Source organism: Pantoea sp. YU22 (assembly GCF_003970755.1).
GTDB lineage: Bacteria > Pseudomonadota > Gammaproteobacteria > Enterobacterales > Enterobacteriaceae > Pantoea > Pantoea piersonii.
Genome location: NZ_RYDU01000034.1, coordinates 1 through 17,372, shown reverse-complemented (window position 1 = coordinate 17,372; position 17,372 = coordinate 1). Strand labels below are relative to the sequence as shown.

Genomic DNA, 17,372 nt, shown 5'->3' with positions numbered 1-17,372 from the left:
CGCTTACCGCTCATGGGCACCTCTCTTTAAGCCATCTTAAATGACTCTGAGGTGTCTGTTAAACCCGTGGCGATTCATACTTCTGTGCGACGTCTGCCAATTTACCGTATCCGAATATATCAGATCTTGGTCCTCAACGAGTCATTGTCGGACAAAATGGCGAGGCTTATTATACAAATGATCATTATAAGAATAAGACGTTCATAAAAATCAGGTGATGATGAGATGGGTCTATTTAAATTCGAAAATAAAACAGTATGTTATAATGGTGGTGAGGTGTTTGTAGCCAGGGTGGATCCAACCATCGCTGATACTGATGAATTACTAAGATCTCTTTATTACTTACTTTGGTTTCCTGGGTACTTTGGTCTCAACTGGAACTCTCTCTATGATTGTTTACGTGATCTAGACTGGATTAGTGAAAATAAAGTGATGATCGTGCATGAGTCATTGCCGAGCATTCCTGATGCCGATCTGCGTGTATATTTAGAGGTATTAAAAGATTCAGTCCTGGATTGGGTCAATGATGAAAAGCATCATCTAGAGGTTATTTTTCATGGAAAAGATAAAGAAACAATCGACAGGTTATTATCATCTTGTTAGTACTATTGACTGAATGAGCGATGTCGGCTTATGCCGGGCTCGCTGCTTTTAAGTCCTGTCAGGCTGCGGCCAACAGCGTTAGGGCGCTAATGGAAAGTGAAAGCTTGTCAGCAATAATTACACGCATTAGCGCGGGCAGTCATTTAAATCTGCCCGAACCATTTGATGCGCCGGTATGTGAATATTCGGCTTTATAACCTAGACCTCGTGTGGATCAGCCTGCAAAAGACACACCGGCATCCCACATTCCCTAACGCAACGCATACCACTCTTTATGCTTTAACGGATTCATCGCCGCGCCAATAATATCGGAAATCACATTCACCAGGATTACCAGACCGCCAACCACCATTACGCCTGCTGAAATGGCCGCGTAATCCTGCTGGCGGATAGCGTTAATTAACCAGCGGCCCAGACCAGGCCAGTTAAATACCACTTCGGTAATCATCGCCAGCGTCAGCATGGTGGAAAACTGTAAGCCCAGACGCGGGATCACCGGCGGCAGCGCATTGTGCAGCACATGCCGACGGATCACGGTAAAGCGCGACAGCCCGCGCGTGGCGGCTGCCTTAACGTAGTTTTTATCCATCACTTCGCTAGTGCTGGCACGCAGCAGGCGCATCACCTCGGTGGCGGGAGCGACCGCCAGCACAATCACCGGCAGGATCATATGCGTCAATACGCTGACCAGCATCTCGTGACGCCACGGCGACGGGCTAAGCCAGGCGTCCACCAGCGCGAGGCCGGTAATGTTTTGCACCGGATAGAGCAGGTCAAAACGTCCGGACACCGGCAGCCAGCCGAGCGTCAGCGAGAAAAACAGGGTAAACAGCAGCGCCAGCCAGAATACCGGCATGGAGAAGCCGAGCAGCGCCAGCGCGCTAATCACCTTATCCTGCCACTTATTACGCATCACGCCCGCGCAGATGCCCAGCGGAATCCCGGTTAACAGCGCGAGTACGAACGCCAGCACGCAAAGCTCCAGCGTGGCGGGAAACACCTCTCGCAGTTGCAGGCCGATCTCCTGACCGTTGGTGCTGGAGACACCGAAATCAAACTGCAGCATGCCGCTGAACCAGAACCACCAGGCATCGAACAGCGAGGCGCCTTCCAGCGGCGCGTTGGGGGTGAAATAGCTCAGGCTGAAGCCCACCAGCGACAGCAGAAACAGGGTAATCACCAGCAATAACAGACGACGCAACATATAGATGATCACTTACGGCTCCTCGCGCTCATCACGATAAACTCCGGCAAAAGAGGTGTTGCCGAACGGACTTAACACCAGGCCTTTGATATCGTGGCGATAGGCCTGCAAACGCAGCGAAGAGGCGAGCGGCAGCACGGGTAAATCGCGCGCCAGCATCTGCTGCGCCAGATGATAGTTATCAATTCGACCTGCAAGCTGCTGCGACAGCAGCGCTTTCTGCAACGCTTCATCGAAGCCGGGCGAACACCAGTGCGCGTAGTTGGTTTGCGAGCGGATCGCCGCGCAACTTAGTAACGGACGGAAAAAGCTGTCAGGATCGTTACTGTCGGTCGCCCAGCCGGTTAGCGTCAGATCGTGGTTCATCGACATTAATTGCGCCTCCTGAAAACGGCCCTCCACCGGCGCAATGCTGACTTTCACGCCCACCTGCGCCAGATCCGCCTGCAGCAGTTCCGCCATTTTTAGCGGACTGGGATTCCAGGCTTGCGAAGCGGAGGGCACCACCAGACGCAGATGCAGATCGGTAATGCCCAGGGATTCCAGCAGCGCGCGCGCTTTTTTCGGGTCGTATTCAGTGACGCGCGCTTCGCTATCGTATGCCCACGACGCTCGCGGCAGCACTGAGGCAGCGGTTTCCGCCGTGCCGTAATAGATCGACTCCATCAGCCGCTCGTTATTGATCGCCAGCGCCAGCGCATGACGTACTTCCGGTCGATCGAGCGGAGGCTTACGGGTATTAAACGCCAGATAGGCGATATTCATCCCTGGTCGCAGCGTCATACGTAAACGGGGATCGTCGCGCAGAATAGAGATCTGGCTCGCGGCGGGATAGGCGAGCACATCGCATTCGCCAGTCAGCAATTTGGACATACGGCCGGTGCCGCCTGCGCCCAAATCGATCACCGCCTGCTGCAGGCGCGGCACCCCTTTCCAGTAGGCAGGGTTACGTGCCAGCCGGATATATTGCCCGGCGCGATACTCGCTGAGCTGATAGGGGCCAGTACCGACCGGCTGACGATCGAGCTCTTCCTGGCGGCCGCTGCGGGTCAGCTGGTCAGCATACTCCGCTGAAAGGATCGGCGCGTAGTGAGTCGCCAGATGCCAGAGGAACGAGGCGTCAGGGCTATTGAGCCGGATCTCAACCGTGTTGCTGTCGAGCTTTTTCACGCTCTGCACAGAATCAGCAAACTGCAGGCTGTCAAAGTAAGGGTAGCTGCCGCCGTTGACGTTGTGCCACGGATGGTTGCGGTCAAACATACGGGCAAAACTAAACACCACGTCATCGGCGTTCATCGCGCGCGTGGGCGTAAACCACGAAGTATGTTGAAACGATACCTTGCTGCGCAGGTGAAAACGGTAGGTTGCGCCGTTATCCCGCACTTCCCAGGCGGAGGCGAGGTCGGGCACCAGACGATAGGTGTAGGGATCGACATCCAGCAAGCGGTCATACAGCTGCGCAGCAAGCGTATCCACAGCGAGGCCACTGCTCGCCATTTGCGGATTAAAGGTATTCAGCGTGCCGTTAACACAGTAGACAAAGCCGCTGTGGCGGATATCGCGGTTCTCTGCCGACCAGGCAGAGACGCTTAATACGCTGAGAATAAGCATCAGCGACGGGATTAGTTTTGACATAGAACTCAACGGTGTTCGGGCAATAGGCTGAGTGTATCGCAAAGGGGGCGATGACCCAAAACATGGCGGCACGGCTGCAGGTAATTTCGTCACCCAGAAGAGTAAAGACACACCCTTAGCATGGTAATGAGAAAAATTCTCAATTAGCGCTTTACAAGTGAGAACAAGAATGATTATTATTTCATTGCGCTTCAGCGGTGGCTCTACTGATGAAGCGCACGACATTGCTCACATTGCTTCCAGTATTGTTGCCCGCGTAAGCGGGCTTTTTTTGTTTTCCCCGTGCTCTTTTGCGCTGCGCCTTCAGGCCTGTTTGTAACCGCATTCTGAAAGAATACCCCGCATTAGCATCAATACCCTCGCTCACGGCGCCCTGGCTAAACGGTTGTAGTAACAGGTTCCTTTTAGCATGGGATTAGCTCAGGTCTGTACTTTATCCAATAAATTAAGTGACTGATACGTACTAAGGTAAATGGAAAGAGTAATTAACAGATAAATAATCCATGAGGAATAAACAATTATTTAAATAATACTCCAGATTTGGAGTAAAAATTTATGCTTCGTGAGCGAAATAACTAAACGCTCGACGTGCATCCTCAACGAAGCGGAGTTATCTTATTTGGTTGTTAATCAATTTCAATTGCCCAAGGCTGTTGCTCTTTAGTCAGAAAGAAAAACGTCGATGCCGGAAGTCAGGAGTTAAGTATAAGATGAAATGGCTGGTGCTTATTATTTTTTTTGTTGTCTCTTTCTCAATGCGTGGCGAATTCTCATGATGATAAAGAGCAGATTGCCTACAAAAAGATTAAGATGGCGATTCAAAGAAATAATAGCAATGATATTACACTGTCTGAATATGACGACGTTTTGAATTATATATCGAAAGGGAAGTCTCAGTGGATAAATCTTTATCCTGAGCTAATAAAGCCTCCATTCCTGGGAGTTGCCTATTTTCAAGAAGGACTGAATATATCAATGGCTTATGCTTTAGCTGAAAATCCAGCGGAGGTATTAAAATTTGTAGACATTAATAATGTAGATTATATTTGTGGTGCGCCATTTATTGAGCCAACGCAGCAGGAGCTTAACTCATATTTTATAAAAGCCAGAGCGGCGCTTATGGCGACAAGTGCACAGGCTATTTGGAAATACAGATGCCTGATGACATTAGATCGAGAAATGAAAACCAAGAGTGCTCTCGCAGGTGAATAAGCCTGGGGCGCAGCATGATTCGTTGTGACTACGGAAAGCTTTACGGTTCTGACTGAGCCTGCAGCACCGCCTCCATAAGCCCCGAACCTCTCAGGCAATGTCTGCTGACGCCGAAAGAAACCTATTCATATTTTACCGGCGTAATCCCAGCATGGCGGGAAAAAGCAACGCTAAAAGCGCTGGCAGAGCGATAGCCAACATGCTCAGCCACTTCGGCCACCGTCATATCTTTGCCGCGTAAAAGTTTTTTTGCCAGTGCCATTCGCCAGGTCAGCAGATAGTCCATCGGCGCCACGCCAACCGCTTCCCGGAAGCGCACAAAGAATGCGGAACGTGACATAGCCGCTGCTTTCGCCAGTTCGGCGCCCGTCCAGCTATGCTCTGGCCTTGCGTGAATGGCGCGAATCGCCGCTGACACGCGCTCATCAGCCAGCCCACTCATCACGCCCGGGCATCCATTACAGATCAATATCGATCGTAGCGCTTCAATTAATAACAGCTCCAGCAATCGTTCCAGGACTATATCGCGCGCGGAACGTTGTGCGCGACATTCATCCATCACCAGCTGCACCAGCATCGTCAGACGTGACTCGCCTCGAACATGAATAAACTGCGGCAGCAACGAGACTATTAGCCCGGCATCGGGTGCGTCGAACTGGCAATAGCCAATCAGGGTTTGTACATCAGCGGGTTGGCCTGGGTCGCCTACCCAGAATTCCCCGGGCGCGAGCATTTGCGGCAGGGTTTCCGGCGCATCGGCTGCTGGCGGTTCGACGCTGCTCATACAAAATTCCAGCGCCGCGGGGATGAGCACACAATCCCCTGGCTCCAGGGTAATGGGCGGGGTGCCTTTTATGGTCAGCTCACTGTAACCTTCCAGCATCAGGCAGTAGAACGGCTGACCCGTTTCGCTGCGATTGACTCGCCAGCGGCCACTGGCGCACACACGCTTAGAAAATGCCGCTTGCGGCTGCAGCAGCGACACTATCTCGGCTAAAGGATCGATCATTTGGACTCCTGCGAATGAATGCTGGACGCTGCGTTGTAGTGAGTACAGAGGGCTGACTATATAGTAATCACCTGACTCAATACCAGACAGGAGTGAAATGTGAAAACTATCTTAATCACCGGTTGTTCTTCAGGCTTTGGGCATGAAACGGCTCTCTATTTCCTCGAACGTGGCTGGAAAGTGATCGCCACTATGCGTAATCCGCAAGCCGATCTGTTTCCGGATTCAGAAAATTTGCGTCTGCTGCCACTGGATGTCAGCAATGAGGCCAGTATCAGGCAGGCTGTCGCAGAAGCAGGCGAGATTGATGTTCTGGTGAACAACGCCGGGATAGGGGTACTTGCAGCGCTGGAAGGCATGGAAATGTCTACGGTGCGCGATGTGTTTGAGACTAATACTCTCGGCACCATCGCGATGACGCAGGCTGTGCTGCCGCAGTTTCGCGCGAAACAAAGCGGTACGGTGATTAACGTCACCTCTACGGTAACGCTTAAATCTCTTCCATTACTGGCGGTCTACACGGCAAGTAAGGCAGCGGTGAATGCCTTTACGGAATCGCTGGCGCTTGAGTTACAGCCGTTCAACATCAACGTACGTCTGGTTCTGCCGGGCATGGCTCCGACCACTGACTTCGGCAAAAACGCCATGTCGCGCATGGATCACACCCAGCCTGAACCCTATCAGCCACTGTTTGACCGGGTACTTACCGGTATGCAGCAGCCGCAACCAACCACCAAAGCGCTTGATGTTGCGGAGGCGATATGGCGTGCCGCCACCGATCCCAGCGCGCCGTTGCGTATTCCTGCGGGAGAAGATGCGGTAGCGTTGATGCATGAAGTGGGTTAATTCCGGGATATTGCGACTGCCCTTGTAAATATCAGGGGCAGTTTGCCTGGAAGCCATCTCTTCAGGATCATAAATTATTTCTTTAAGCGACGCCCAGCCGGGAAATATCTCTAACAGCGGAGCATTAATATTTAGTCAATGACTAATACGATCTTGCCCTGTATACCGCCGCGGGCCGCCCTTTCATGCGCTGCTGCGGCGTCCGAAAGCGGGTAGATGCTGTCTGTCACTACGCGCAGTGCGCCGCTTTCAAATAACCGACCCGCTTCCTCAAGCTGTCTTCCGCTGGAACGAACCTGGATTGATGAAACCGTTATTCTGCGACTGGCGGCTTCCTGATACCCGGCGAAACCCAGCGGATTAACCAGATAAAGCGACCCGCCAGGCTTAATGACATCCAGGAATCGCTCCATGTTCGGCCCGCCCACGGCATCCATTACCAGGTCGACATGCTGCACGGCGCTTTCAGCGGCCTGCTGGTGGTAGTCGATAAAGATTTCAGCCCCCAGCTCACGTAACAGCGCCTCGTGCTTACCCGAAGCTACGGCAATTACCCGCGCGCCTTTCCATCTGACGACCTGAACGGCGAGGTGTCCTACGCCGCCGCCAGCGCCGTTAACCAGAACCGTTTTGCCCTGTAGCGCTACAGGAATATGCCGGAAGGCCTGGAAAGGGTTAGGGGCATCATGACCGGTTTCAATCAGGAATTGCCAGACGGTCAGGAGTGACATGGGCGCGGCGGCGGCATGAACGTGATCTAGCGTGCGGGGTTTTAACGCGAGTTCCCCAGCCGGCACGCAAACGTATTCTGCATAAGCACCGCTGCCTTTCATCAGATCTTCCGGAAACCTCACCATGGCATAGACTTCGTCGCCGACGCTAAAGCCGGACTCATCCTCATGGATTGCCGCAACGACGCCGGAGATATCGGTACCGGGGATGAGCGGAAAAGTGACGCTGGGCCGCCATTCAGGCGGCAGCGTGCGATAACCGTCCCGCAGATAAAGATCCGGTGGGTTAATGCTTGTCGCATACACGCGTACCAGCACTTCGCCCGCGCCGGGTGTCGGCCGGGGCGCCTCTTCGTAACGCAGGACATTGGGTCCACCAAATTCGTGCAACCGCACGGCTTTCATCATCTCGCTCATTACGCTTTCCTCTGATACAGGTTCAACAGAGAGAGGTTATGCCAGTTGCTGCACATTGATAATCGGGCCCTTATTCGCTTTACTTATGCCATGAAAGAACAAATCGGTTTTGAAAGGCTGACCGGGCTTATCGCCTTCGCCCGCGCCGGATCGCTGGGAAGCTATACTGCGGCTGCGCGTACCCTCTCTGTATCGCCTTCCGCGATCAGCAAAAGCATCCAGCGGCTGGAGCGCCAGCTCGGTATCGCGCTTTTTACGCGAACCACGCGGTCGCTTACCCTTACGCCTGAAGGGCGGGATCTGCATGAGCGGGTGCTGCGGTTATTGCATGATGCCGAGGAAATTGAGCAGGCGGCAAAGCAGGCGCGCGCTGAGCCCAGCGGCACTGTGCGCATAGCCACCTCGTTGCCGGTAGGAGTGCATATGCTTGCGCCTCTGCTGGGGCTGTTCCGTCAGCGTCAGCCCGCAGTAAAGATTGAACTGCGGCTGAGCGACGAACATGTGGATTTGGTTGAAGCGGGCATTGATATAGCGATACGTATTGGCGATCTGCCCGATTCGCGGCTTTTGTCGCGTCGCCTTTCGCCTTATCAGCTGGGTTGCTATGCGTCACCCGTCTATGTGAGCAAGCGCGGCGTACCTCATCATCCTGACGCGCTGGTCAATCACGAAACCGTTAACCTGCGTTATAAAAGTACCGGACAACTGTTTCGCTGGCCGTTCAACATTGCAGAACGGGAAGTAGATATTCTGCCGCCCTCGGCTGTGGTTATGGATGCAAGCGAAGGCGTGCTGACAACCATCGCTGCAGGCGCAGGCATAGGAATGGCATCAAGTTTTATGGCTGCACCCTGGATAGAGCGGGGGGCGTTAGTGCCAGTGCTGGCGGAATTTGCCGTAGAACGGCATAACCTGACCGTTCTCTGGCCCGAAAGTCGTCGCTTAAATCCAGCCGTGCGCGCTTTTCTGGATATGTTATTTGAATTTCTGTGATGGGCGCGCCTGCCTGGCGGTACGCTGTTAGCCAGCTTGCTGCTGATCTCATTTGTCCGCTATGAACGAAAAGCGGACATGTCATCGTTGTACATAAAGTAATATCAAGCGGACAAGGTGGGTTTGAAAGCCAGAGATATACAGGTGCTTTCAATTGTAGATTGGTCGATCTACAATTGATCGTCAGAATGGGAGAATGAAATGAAATCATCTGTTGGCAGGCCCCGAGAGTTCGATCCAGAGGACTTTCTGAATACTGCGCTGGAATGTTTCTGGCAGAAAGGATACCGGGCGACCTCTATGGCCGATCTTATGAAAGCGTCAGGCTTAGCAAGCGCCAGTATTTATAAACTCTATCCCGATAAGCGAGCGATCTATCTTGCGGCATTACAACAATACATGGATGAAGGTGTTACCAGAGGAGCGAAACGCAATGCGGATTTATCACCAGAAGCGGCATTGCGTGAAACGCTCGAATTTGTGGCTCTATTATCATCTGCTCCTGAGGGAGAGAAAGGCTGCTTTACCATTGCCGCTGCCAGTGAACTTTTACCGGGTGATGAAGAAGTACAAAGAAAGGTCTCTACTAAATTTAATTCAATAATCAATCAGTTAGAAAATATATTGTGTAAGGGGCAGGCGCAACAGGTCTTTCGGCAGGATGAGGACGCGCGCGTCATGGCCCTGAGTATTTTTATGATGCTGGAAGGGATGCGGGTATACGGAAAAATCCAGCCTGACAGGGAAGATCTCAACAGGTGTAACGAATTTATTGTCAAATCGGTGCTTTTGAACAGAGCTGTTGATGAGAAAGATCTTTCAAGAAAGGCATCAACATGACTGAAGTGGGCACAATTGTTCGGCGTCGAAAAAGAAGAAGAACAATGGTTGTGCTTGAATGCAAAGAGGGCGTGGCCTTATGCGGTTGGGTCGATAAAGGGCGGTTTTTTAAAAGACGCTTTCCACTGTCTCAGCTAAAGATATGTGTGCCTTATTCAAACTCCTGGCCTTTTACCTGAAGCGCCGGGATATTACTTTCCGGTTGCATGATACTGACGTCCGCTGCTGGGGCATGCAGGCGCAGTGGGAGCTGAAACTGGCTCAGCGGCTGGCGGAAGAACGGCCATATAGAGGGCAGGGAGTGCCACGACGTAATGTTAACGCGATACCTGATGCTGGCTCTTTGCGATTCTGGAGGGGGCCGGAATGTGTAAGCGCAACAGGAGTATGGCGCACTTAGGTCCGCTATGCGCGACAAGCGGACCTAAGAGCATATTCGTTTAAGCGGCTACGCTGCAAACCAGCCACTCAGCATCTGAGCGGCCAGGAAAACAATAAAGCGAAGCCTAATCTAACGGCATGAGGTAGCGCATATGTTAGTGAGTGACGGCATGCCTGCCATATACGTACAACTATGCTTTTCTCTTGCTCTCATAATTTGCCAGTTGCCGGATAAACGCTTCAGTGGACCAACCTTGTTGTAACGCTTCAAGCAACAGCTGCTGTTGAGTTTTTGGTACCAGACCTCCCAGCGGCGGATCGCTATCAAGATTAGTCGGGAAGGAATAGCCTTCACCGCTTGCTGCCACCACTGCCTGTAACTGCTCATCGCTCAATGACTTACTCAGTAGTGTAGGATAAATCGCCTTCATTACTTTGATATGATTTACTTTTTCCATTGTTTTGCCAAATGCGGATGAGACCTGCAGTAAATTAGCTGTGCGCGCATGATCCTGCGTGACGTTATTTCCCGCTGCATGAAACAGTGCGGGATTGAAGAACAACCCGTCGCCTTTTTTCAGTGGCAACTGAATGGCATGCTGCTGGAAAAATTCAATGAAACGCGAATCTCGCCATGCCAGATATCCCTCTGCATATTGCTGTGACCACGGTAAAAGTTGCGTCGGCCCTGAGTCTATCGGCATATCGCTGTGCGCGACCGCACCCTGAAGCGTCAGATATTGCGACAGAATCTGCAGCGGCAGTGGGAAGCGGGAGACGACTTCATTAAGCTGAAAACCAAGATGGTAATCCCGATGCGGCTGTTGCGCTTTGCCGCCCGGACGGACCTGATTCACTTGCGCGGTAATTTCATAGCCAGGCCCAACCCAGGCTTCGCAAATCAGCGCTAGCAAAGGATTGCTGTAATATTCGACGAAGACACTGGCATCACGCTCCGCGACTTTTTGCAGCGCATTCCAGATGCGACCATTGCTGCCAGCTTTGGCAAAGTGGTCACCACCGCCGCCGTTTGCCTCTTCACTGGCGAGAATATCCTCAAACACTTTATTGCTGCTGTCTATGGCAGAGACATCGCTGTATAAGCCCTGAACCACGAATACGCCTGGTCCGCCAGACAATGCATGATGCAGTTCACTCAGCAGGGTTTGACGATCGGCTTTGGCTGCTGCCAGCAGATCATCGTGATGATAGATCAGCACATTTTTATCGGCGGAACGCGCCAGTGGGAAATCTTCCTTCCGCAACGTTTGCGCGCAAAGAGTAGCAAACTTATCGAGAGAAATATGGCTGTCATTAATATAGAGAGTGTTCATTGTTTACCTCACAGAGTCAGAGCATGTGATGGCTGAAAACCACCGTTATCACCGCAACCCACTACACTTTGATCAAAATCGATCACTGCGCCTGTCATCATCCCCGACTCTTCGGAAAGGAGAAACGCTACGCCACGCGCAACCTCGGCTGGCTTTAGCAGGCGGCCAAAAGGTTGTGCCTGCTCAGCTCGGGTCAGCCAGTTTTCATCAGCGTCATGATATTGCCGCTGGATGTCGTGCTCATGCGGCGTGTCCATCCAGCCAATGTTCAGACCATTTACCCTGATCCGATTGCGCATGGCGCTGAAAGCCACGTTTTTGGTTAGCGTGACCAGTGCGCCTTTTGATGCAGCGTATGCGGTCAGGAAGCTCTGGCCGCCATGGGAAGTCATGGTGATGATATTGACAATGCTGCCTTCTACGCCCTTGGCAATCATCAGTTTGATCGCCGCCTGCATCAGAAAAAAAGGCGCGCGAATGTTAACTGCCATAATTGCGTCAAATAATTCCGGAGAAGTGTCAAGGATGGTGCCGCGGTCAGACATACCAGCACAGTTCACCAGTCCGTGCAGCGTGCCAAACGCCGCCTCTGCTGCGCCCACAACTTTATTGCAGGCTGCTGGCGAACTAATATCCGCTTCAACAAAGATTACTTCACAGCCGGTATGGCTGAGGATTTCTGCCTGTTCGCGTCCGGCTTTGGCGTTACGTCCGCAAATCACGATGCCTCGCGCCCCACGCTTTACCAGCAGATGGGCAATAGCCGCGCCCAGTCCCTGGGTTCCGCCAGTCACGACGAACACTTTGTTGTTAAAACTAACGTTTTCATTCAGGGCCATTTGTTGTCCTTTCTTATGGAGAAGAGGTCAGTTTTTCCGCTTGCTTACCCTGACCTTAGCAATTACATTCCGTTAGCAATACGGTCACATAACCTCAAAAAGACCTCAATTTATGGCAAGGTCATTCTCTATCAAACAAATCGCTGCTCAGTCTGGCGTCAGTAAAGCCACGGTCGACAGAGCGTTGCACCAGCGCGGCAGTGTAAGTCCTCGTACTGCTCGTCGCGTTGCTCAGGCAAGCAGCGATCTGGAATTACAACAGCGCACCAGCCTTGCAAGCGGTCGCACGTTGTCCATCGACCTGGTGATGCACACGCCAGAACGTTTCAGTTCATTGACGGTGGCGGCGCTGCTCAGTCAAATCAAAAGCTTTGCGCCTTTCCGGCTGACGCTACGTTGCCACATTTTTGAAGAAGTCACGCCTGAGGAGTTGCAACGCGAGCTGCGTCGCTGCGCCAATGACAGCTACGGCGTATTGCTTAAAGCCAGCGATCATCCGTTGCTTGAGAACACCATTGCGGAACTGGCGGAGCTTAACGTTCCGGTGGTTACGCTGGTCACTGACCTGCCGCACAGCAAGCGTATCCGCTATGTGGGAATGGATAATGCCGGTGCGGGGCGAACAGCAGCATGGCTTCTGTCGCGGTGGCTTTTGAAAGAGGCACAAACCGTCGCGATAGTGATCAGCAGTACGGATTTTCGTGGAGAAGAACAGCGCATGGCAGGCTTCATTCAGGCGCTAAATCAGCGGGCACCGTATCTGAAGACCATAGCCGTCAGTGAAGGATATGGTATCGATTCACTGACTTTTACGCAGATGTGCAAGGCGCTGGAACAGGATCAATCTATCCAGTCTGTTTACAGCGTGGGCGGGGGGAATAGTGCGATTTTACAGGCTTTTTCAGCGCTGCAACGAGAGATAAAAGTCTTTATAGGCCATGATCTGGATGAGGAGAACCGCAGGCTACTGTCTACTGAAAAAATGGATGCGGTGATTGATCATGACCTGCAAGAAGACGCGCGGTCAGCATTTAGCGCAATCCTGCGTTTCCATGGTTTTTTACCGGATACAGAGGATGAAATAGCTTTATCGCGCGTAATTGTTGTCACCCCCTACAATATATAAATTCTTTAACTTATTGTTTTTTTTATAAAAATTAACCTGTTCTGTTTTGGTCATCATTGCATGACAAACTCTTTTATTTAAATCCCGCTGCGCCGATACGATTTGGAGAACGCTGAAAAGTGTGTGAGTAACAAAGTTGAGTTACCGATGTGCAACATTATTGATCTGCCACCTAATAATCAGCGTCCTACAGGATCGGTAACGTCCACTTCTGGCACATAGCGGGCTCTTCTGCGTGCAGTCAACTGAGGGGCCTAATCAGGCTTACATAAAGAAAAGAGCTCATAGCAGACACACGGCTTCTGACTCCAGAAGTATGCCATGTGAACCTCTCTTAAAAGCACGGACTCCAGTGCCTTTACATCAACCCTTTCCCTGTCTTACATCAAGTATTTCTCTGTCCGAAAACAGCGAGCAGCTCCTGTAAATAAAAAGGTATTGTCTGCCTGACAATCACGGGAGGCGAAAATGGCATTCAGGATTTTTGGGCTTAATGCGGGACCGTTCACCCATTTTTTTGGGCAGGGCGAATACTATTTAAAAAACCACAGAACTTTAAGAATAAATGTCGATACTTTTCCGGGTTATCCCGACAGAATTTCACTGCGTGATATTCCTGCCGGTGAAACAGCGATACTGATTAATCATACCTGTCAGCCAGCTGACACCCCTATCAGGGCTCTCATGCAATTTACCTGTGGGAAGGATGTACTGAGCAAGGGATATACATTAATAAAATACCGGAATCGATCAGTACCAGACTTCTTTCATTAAGGGCCTTTGGTGAAAACCATCTCATGTTACGAGCTGATATCTGTGAAGGCGCGGCTGCGGAAATACTCCTGAAGCATTTTCTCGGCGAGCCATCAGTGAGCTACATTCATATTCATAACGCAAAACAGGGGTGTTACGCCTGCCTTGCCGAGCGTGTTCTGTGAATGAGTTTGCAATTCGGGCTCTTTAAGGAAAAGAAAAATGACGATTTCTGATGTTGTAAGACTTTTTTTGCTGGCCGCTCTGTGGGGCGCCAGTTTTCTGTTTATGCGAATAGCCGTCCCCGCCTTTGGCTCCGTTAACGTGGCTTTTTTAAGAGTGCTGCTGGGATTTGCGGGTCTTGCCGCCGTAGTCCTGTGCAGCAGGCAATTGCGGACGTTTAACGGTAAGCTTGCCGCAACGCTGACGCTTGGCATCATTAATTCCGGCCTGCCTTTTCTGATGTACTGTATTGCGGCAAGATGGCTCCCGACGGGTTACTCAGCAATATTCAACGCCACAGCCCCGATGATGGGGGCGCTTGTCGGTTTCAGTTTTTTTGGCGAGGTAATCACTACCAGGAAACTGATCGGAATAATAACGGGTCTGGCAGGCATTGTGATTATAAGCAGTCCAACCTACTCTGATTTAGGCGGAGCGTTTATTGCAGGAGCACTGGCGTGTCTGATGGCCACAACCTGTTACGGTCTTGCGGGTTATCTCACCAGACGATGGATTACAGAGCGGGGAGGACTCGACCCGCGTATGGTTGCCTTAGGAAGCCAGGCAGGTGCGTCCGTTTTCCTGTTGCCATTTTTCAGCTGGAGCCTGTTTTCAGCTGATACCGTTAACTGGTTGCAGCCACATGTCTGGGGCAGCGTTGCCGCGCTGGGCTTAATCTGTACCGCTCTGGCTTACATTCTGTATTTCCGGCTAATTGCAGACATAGGCCCCCTGAAATCCCTGACGGTCACATTTATTATTCCACCCTTTGCCTGCTTATGGGGATACCTTGTGCTTGATGAAAGAATTGGAGAGCAGTTCATTGCAGGGGCCTGTCTCATTGGAATGGCAGTCTGGATGGTGGGCTATTCAGGTAAAAAGATGCAGACCTCATAATAAAAATGTTACTGCAACACTTCACAGAATAACTGGCGATGTAAACAGGCAGTTATCGCCCGGATCCTCTGCTGAGAACCTGTCAGCGTGGAAGTGGCCCGTGATGTAAGAGGCCCGGAGATTCTGTTAACAGCAGAGGCAGATTTCTCCCTTCAGCGCGGATGTCTGGCTGTAGGATCAGCACCGGAGTCGGGTTCAGAAAAAAGAATGTCTGGAAGCGTTTGCATCAAAAAATCATAAGGGTGAATGCTCCCCTCTACACGAATGCGTATCATAACGCCCTCATAGCTGTGAATCACCAGCTTTGCCGCGCTTTCCGGAGACATCACTGGCGAAAGTGCCAGAGCATGCTGAGCGTCATTAAACACGTTGATCAGATCGCGCTCCCAGCAGGTGAAAATTGCCAGCAGTTTTTGCCGGATTTTTTCACTATGTACAGCCCCCGTCTGTCCAATAATTCCTGCCAGACAGCCGGCAGTGTCAGGTTCACGCTCAATATATTCCCTGTGCCCGGTAAGCCAGCTTGTCAGACGTAGGCGGGGAGTCAAAGTACTGTTGAGTAGTGTGTCTGCCCGGAGTGCGTCAAAAGACCCGATATAAGCATCGAGTGTGGCACAGGCAAATTCTTCTTTGCTGGAGAAGATGTTATAAAATGACCCTTTGGGCATTCCTGCCTCACCAAGAATCGTTGTAATACCCCCGCCGTCGTAACCCTTCCTCATGAATACCCTTACACCTGCATTCAGAAGACGTTCGCGCGTATCACGCTGTGCCATAATAATTAGACCGTTCTACTTATTTCTTAAAACTATAATGGATAAGGATGAAAGATGCCACTGTTCAACACCGCCAGTAGACACGCCCTGGGGCTGACGATGGTATTCCTGTCGGCCATTATGTGGAGTTCAGCAGGGTTGTTCGTGCGAATGCTCGATATGAACACATGGGCTATGGTCGCATGGCGCTCACTGTTTGCTTTCCTGTCGCTGACTCTTCTGCTGGCGTGCGGCGGATATCTGCGCCGCTTTTCATTCCGTCATGACGTGGGCTTAAAAGGCCTGATAACAGCCGTTGTCATGGCGAACTCCATGTTCTGCTACGTAGCGGCCCTGAAACTCACCAGCGTTGCAGGCGTAATGACCATCTATGCCACGATTCCTTTTTTTGCCATAGGGCTGGGCTGGCTGATACAGAGGAAGGAAATAACAAAGCGCGCGCTTATCTCTGCGGGAGCCAGCCTCGTAGGGGTTATTGTTATGGCGGCCTCTGCCTCTGGGACGGGCGATATGGCGGGTAACGCACTGGCTCTGACGATGACGGCAGGTTTTGCCGCCAGCATAGTGATGTCCGGGACGTGGCCGGATATGAATCTGCCGGCAGTTACGGCCCTGGCATGCGCCCTCTGCGGTGCATTCTGCTTTGCAATGATGCCGCGGAACCTTCCTGTTCCCGATTTACATGACACTTTATGGTTATTCACTTTTGCGCTGGCCACGCAGAGCATGAGCTATCTGCTGTTCATGGCAGGAAGCCGGTACGTTGACCCCGCCGAGGCCAGCCTGATTGCACAAACTGACATCGTGCTGGGACCTTTATGGGTCTGGATCTTCTTCAGTGAATTACCGCCCAGCAATACATTACTGGGCGGGGCAATAACTTTCATTGCGGTAATGGCTTTTCTTGCAAGTGAGTATTACCTAAAGACAACATCCACCCCGAAAAATTAATGGTTTTCAGAGATTAAGGTTAAAGATGGTTTTTATCGCATCATACCGATTTCAAAATCTGCTTATGGCTCGAAGCGGACTTCTGCACCAGAGGAAGTCTGCAATTGGCGAAAAGCAGACTGGTACAAGTTTTTCAGGATAATTGCAGCTCAGTTAGACCTGAAACAGGTCAGCGGCGGGCAGAGGGGTGTCCCTGTAAGGGGAGCGGTGCGTCGCGACGTGACGTGACGTTAACGCGATACCTGATATGTGCTACGAGATTCCGGAGGGGGCCGGGAAGGGTAAGAGCGACAGGGGCCATGATGCGCTTAGTCTGCTATGAGCGAAAAGGATACCTTCCGTTTGCAGCAGGAAAGCTAAAGAGCTTCAATATCAAAATAAAATCAGATGCGTACTTATCAGAAGGGCAAAGACATTCAAAAACTATCTTCGCAAATGGTCCGGTTGAAAATTTGCAACCATGGTTTGTTAGCTTACTGGCGTACAAGCATTCGTACCTGCTTGCCACGATAGTTAACGTACTCCCGGAACTGGAAACCAAAACGCTCAGCCAGATAATTTGAACGTTTGTTATCTTCATCAATAATACAGCACACTGGAGAA

15 protein-coding genes and 2 pseudogenes are annotated in these 17,372 nt (G+C 51.4%); 9 read left to right on the top strand and 8 right to left on the bottom strand.

The window, feature by feature from the left end; all coding sequences use genetic code 11:
• Nucleotides 1-225 precede the first annotated feature (225 nt).
• Nucleotides 226-603 carry a barstar family protein gene (locus EKL29_RS22595; protein WP_126690808.1) on the top strand — a complete coding sequence of 126 codons (378 nt, stop codon included), beginning with the start codon at nt 226-228 and terminating at the stop codon, nt 601-603.
• Between the two features lie 250 nt (nt 604-853).
• Here the strand turns inward: EKL29_RS22595 and sapB are convergent, their stop codons facing one another.
• Nucleotides 854-1,819: a putrescine export ABC transporter permease SapB gene (sapB, locus tag EKL29_RS22590; protein ID WP_120454159.1), complete on the bottom strand. Its 966-nt coding sequence runs from the start codon at nt 1,817-1,819 to the stop codon at nt 854-856.
• Complete coding sequence (gene sapA, locus EKL29_RS22585; RefSeq protein WP_126690807.1) at nt 1,820-3,442, bottom strand: ABC transporter substrate-binding protein SapA; 1,623 nt, start codon at nt 3,440-3,442, stop codon at nt 1,820-1,822.
• Between the two features lie 810 nt (nt 3,443-4,252).
• On the opposite strand from sapA, the gene EKL29_RS22580 reads away from it, so the two are divergent.
• Entirely contained in the window at nt 4,253-4,654 is a 402-nt protein-coding gene (locus EKL29_RS22580; RefSeq protein WP_158618945.1) for a hypothetical protein, read from the top strand.
• 121 nt (nt 4,655-4,775) lie between these two features.
• On the opposite strand, the gene EKL29_RS22575 is transcribed toward EKL29_RS22580, so the two are convergent.
• Entirely contained in the window at nt 4,776-5,663 is an 888-nt protein-coding gene (locus tag EKL29_RS22575) for an AraC family transcriptional regulator (protein ID WP_126690805.1), read from the bottom strand.
• A gap of 99 nt (nt 5,664-5,762) precedes the next feature.
• Here EKL29_RS22575 and EKL29_RS22570 point away from each other — a divergent pair, with 99 nt between their 5' ends.
• Nucleotides 5,763-6,509 carry an SDR family oxidoreductase gene (locus EKL29_RS22570; RefSeq protein WP_126690804.1) on the top strand — a complete coding sequence of 249 codons (747 nt, stop codon included), beginning with the start codon at nt 5,763-5,765 and terminating at the stop codon, nt 6,507-6,509.
• Between the two features lie 131 nt (nt 6,510-6,640).
• Here the strand turns inward: EKL29_RS22570 and EKL29_RS22565 are convergent, their stop codons facing one another.
• The gene (locus EKL29_RS22565; RefSeq protein WP_126690803.1) at nt 6,641-7,657 is read right to left on the bottom strand and encodes an NADP-dependent oxidoreductase; all 1,017 of its coding nucleotides are present in this window, start codon (nt 7,655-7,657) and stop codon (nt 6,641-6,643) included.
• Nucleotides 7,658-7,747: 90 nt separating this feature from the next.
• Here EKL29_RS22565 and EKL29_RS22560 point away from each other — a divergent pair, with 90 nt between their 5' ends.
• Entirely contained in the window at nt 7,748-8,650 is a 903-nt protein-coding gene (locus tag EKL29_RS22560; protein WP_126690802.1) for a LysR family transcriptional regulator, read from the top strand.
• A 201-nt stretch (nt 8,651-8,851) separates the two neighbouring features.
• Nucleotides 8,852-9,490: a TetR/AcrR family transcriptional regulator gene (locus EKL29_RS22555; protein ID WP_126690801.1), complete on the top strand. Its 639-nt coding sequence runs from the start codon at nt 8,852-8,854 to the stop codon at nt 9,488-9,490.
• Between the two features lie 572 nt (nt 9,491-10,062).
• Here the strand turns inward: EKL29_RS22555 and EKL29_RS22545 are convergent.
• Both EKL29_RS22545 and EKL29_RS22540 read right to left on the bottom strand, forming a co-directional pair.
• The gene (locus tag EKL29_RS22545; RefSeq protein ID WP_126690799.1) at nt 10,063-11,205 is read right to left on the bottom strand and encodes a phytanoyl-CoA dioxygenase family protein; all 1,143 of its coding nucleotides are present in this window, start codon (nt 11,203-11,205) and stop codon (nt 10,063-10,065) included.
• 8 nt (nt 11,206-11,213) lie between these two features.
• Entirely contained in the window at nt 11,214-12,044 is an 831-nt protein-coding gene (locus tag EKL29_RS22540) for an SDR family oxidoreductase (protein ID WP_126690798.1), read from the bottom strand.
• Nucleotides 12,045-12,156: 112 nt separating this feature from the next.
• Between EKL29_RS22540 and EKL29_RS22535 the strand changes: the two genes are divergently transcribed.
• From EKL29_RS22535 to EKL29_RS22525, 3 genes and pseudogenes are all read left to right on the top strand, one after another.
• Nucleotides 12,157-13,170: a LacI family DNA-binding transcriptional regulator gene (locus EKL29_RS22535; protein WP_126690797.1), complete on the top strand. Its 1,014-nt coding sequence runs from the start codon at nt 12,157-12,159 to the stop codon at nt 13,168-13,170.
• 468 nt (nt 13,171-13,638) lie between these two features.
• Nucleotides 13,639-14,108: pseudogene (locus EKL29_RS22530) on the top strand (DUF1203 domain-containing protein).
• Nucleotides 14,109-14,145: 37 nt separating this feature from the next.
• Nucleotides 14,146-15,042 (top strand): DMT family transporter, encoded by an 897-nt coding sequence (locus EKL29_RS22525; protein WP_126690796.1) that lies wholly within the window; start codon nt 14,146-14,148, stop codon nt 15,040-15,042.
• A 152-nt stretch (nt 15,043-15,194) separates the two neighbouring features.
• Here the strand turns inward: EKL29_RS22525 and EKL29_RS22520 are convergent, their stop codons facing one another.
• On the bottom strand, nt 15,195-15,818 hold the full coding sequence (locus EKL29_RS22520) for a TetR/AcrR family transcriptional regulator (protein ID WP_126690795.1): 624 nt from the start codon (nt 15,816-15,818) through the stop codon (nt 15,195-15,197).
• Between the two features lie 54 nt (nt 15,819-15,872).
• On the opposite strand from EKL29_RS22520, the gene EKL29_RS22515 reads away from it, so the two are divergent.
• The gene (locus EKL29_RS22515; protein ID WP_126690794.1) at nt 15,873-16,769 is read left to right on the top strand and encodes a DMT family transporter; all 897 of its coding nucleotides are present in this window, start codon (nt 15,873-15,875) and stop codon (nt 16,767-16,769) included.
• 473 nt (nt 16,770-17,242) lie between these two features.
• Here the strand turns inward: EKL29_RS22515 and EKL29_RS23450 are convergent.
• Nucleotides 17,243-17,372, bottom strand: a pseudogene (locus tag EKL29_RS23450) (GNAT family N-acetyltransferase); the annotation flags it as partial.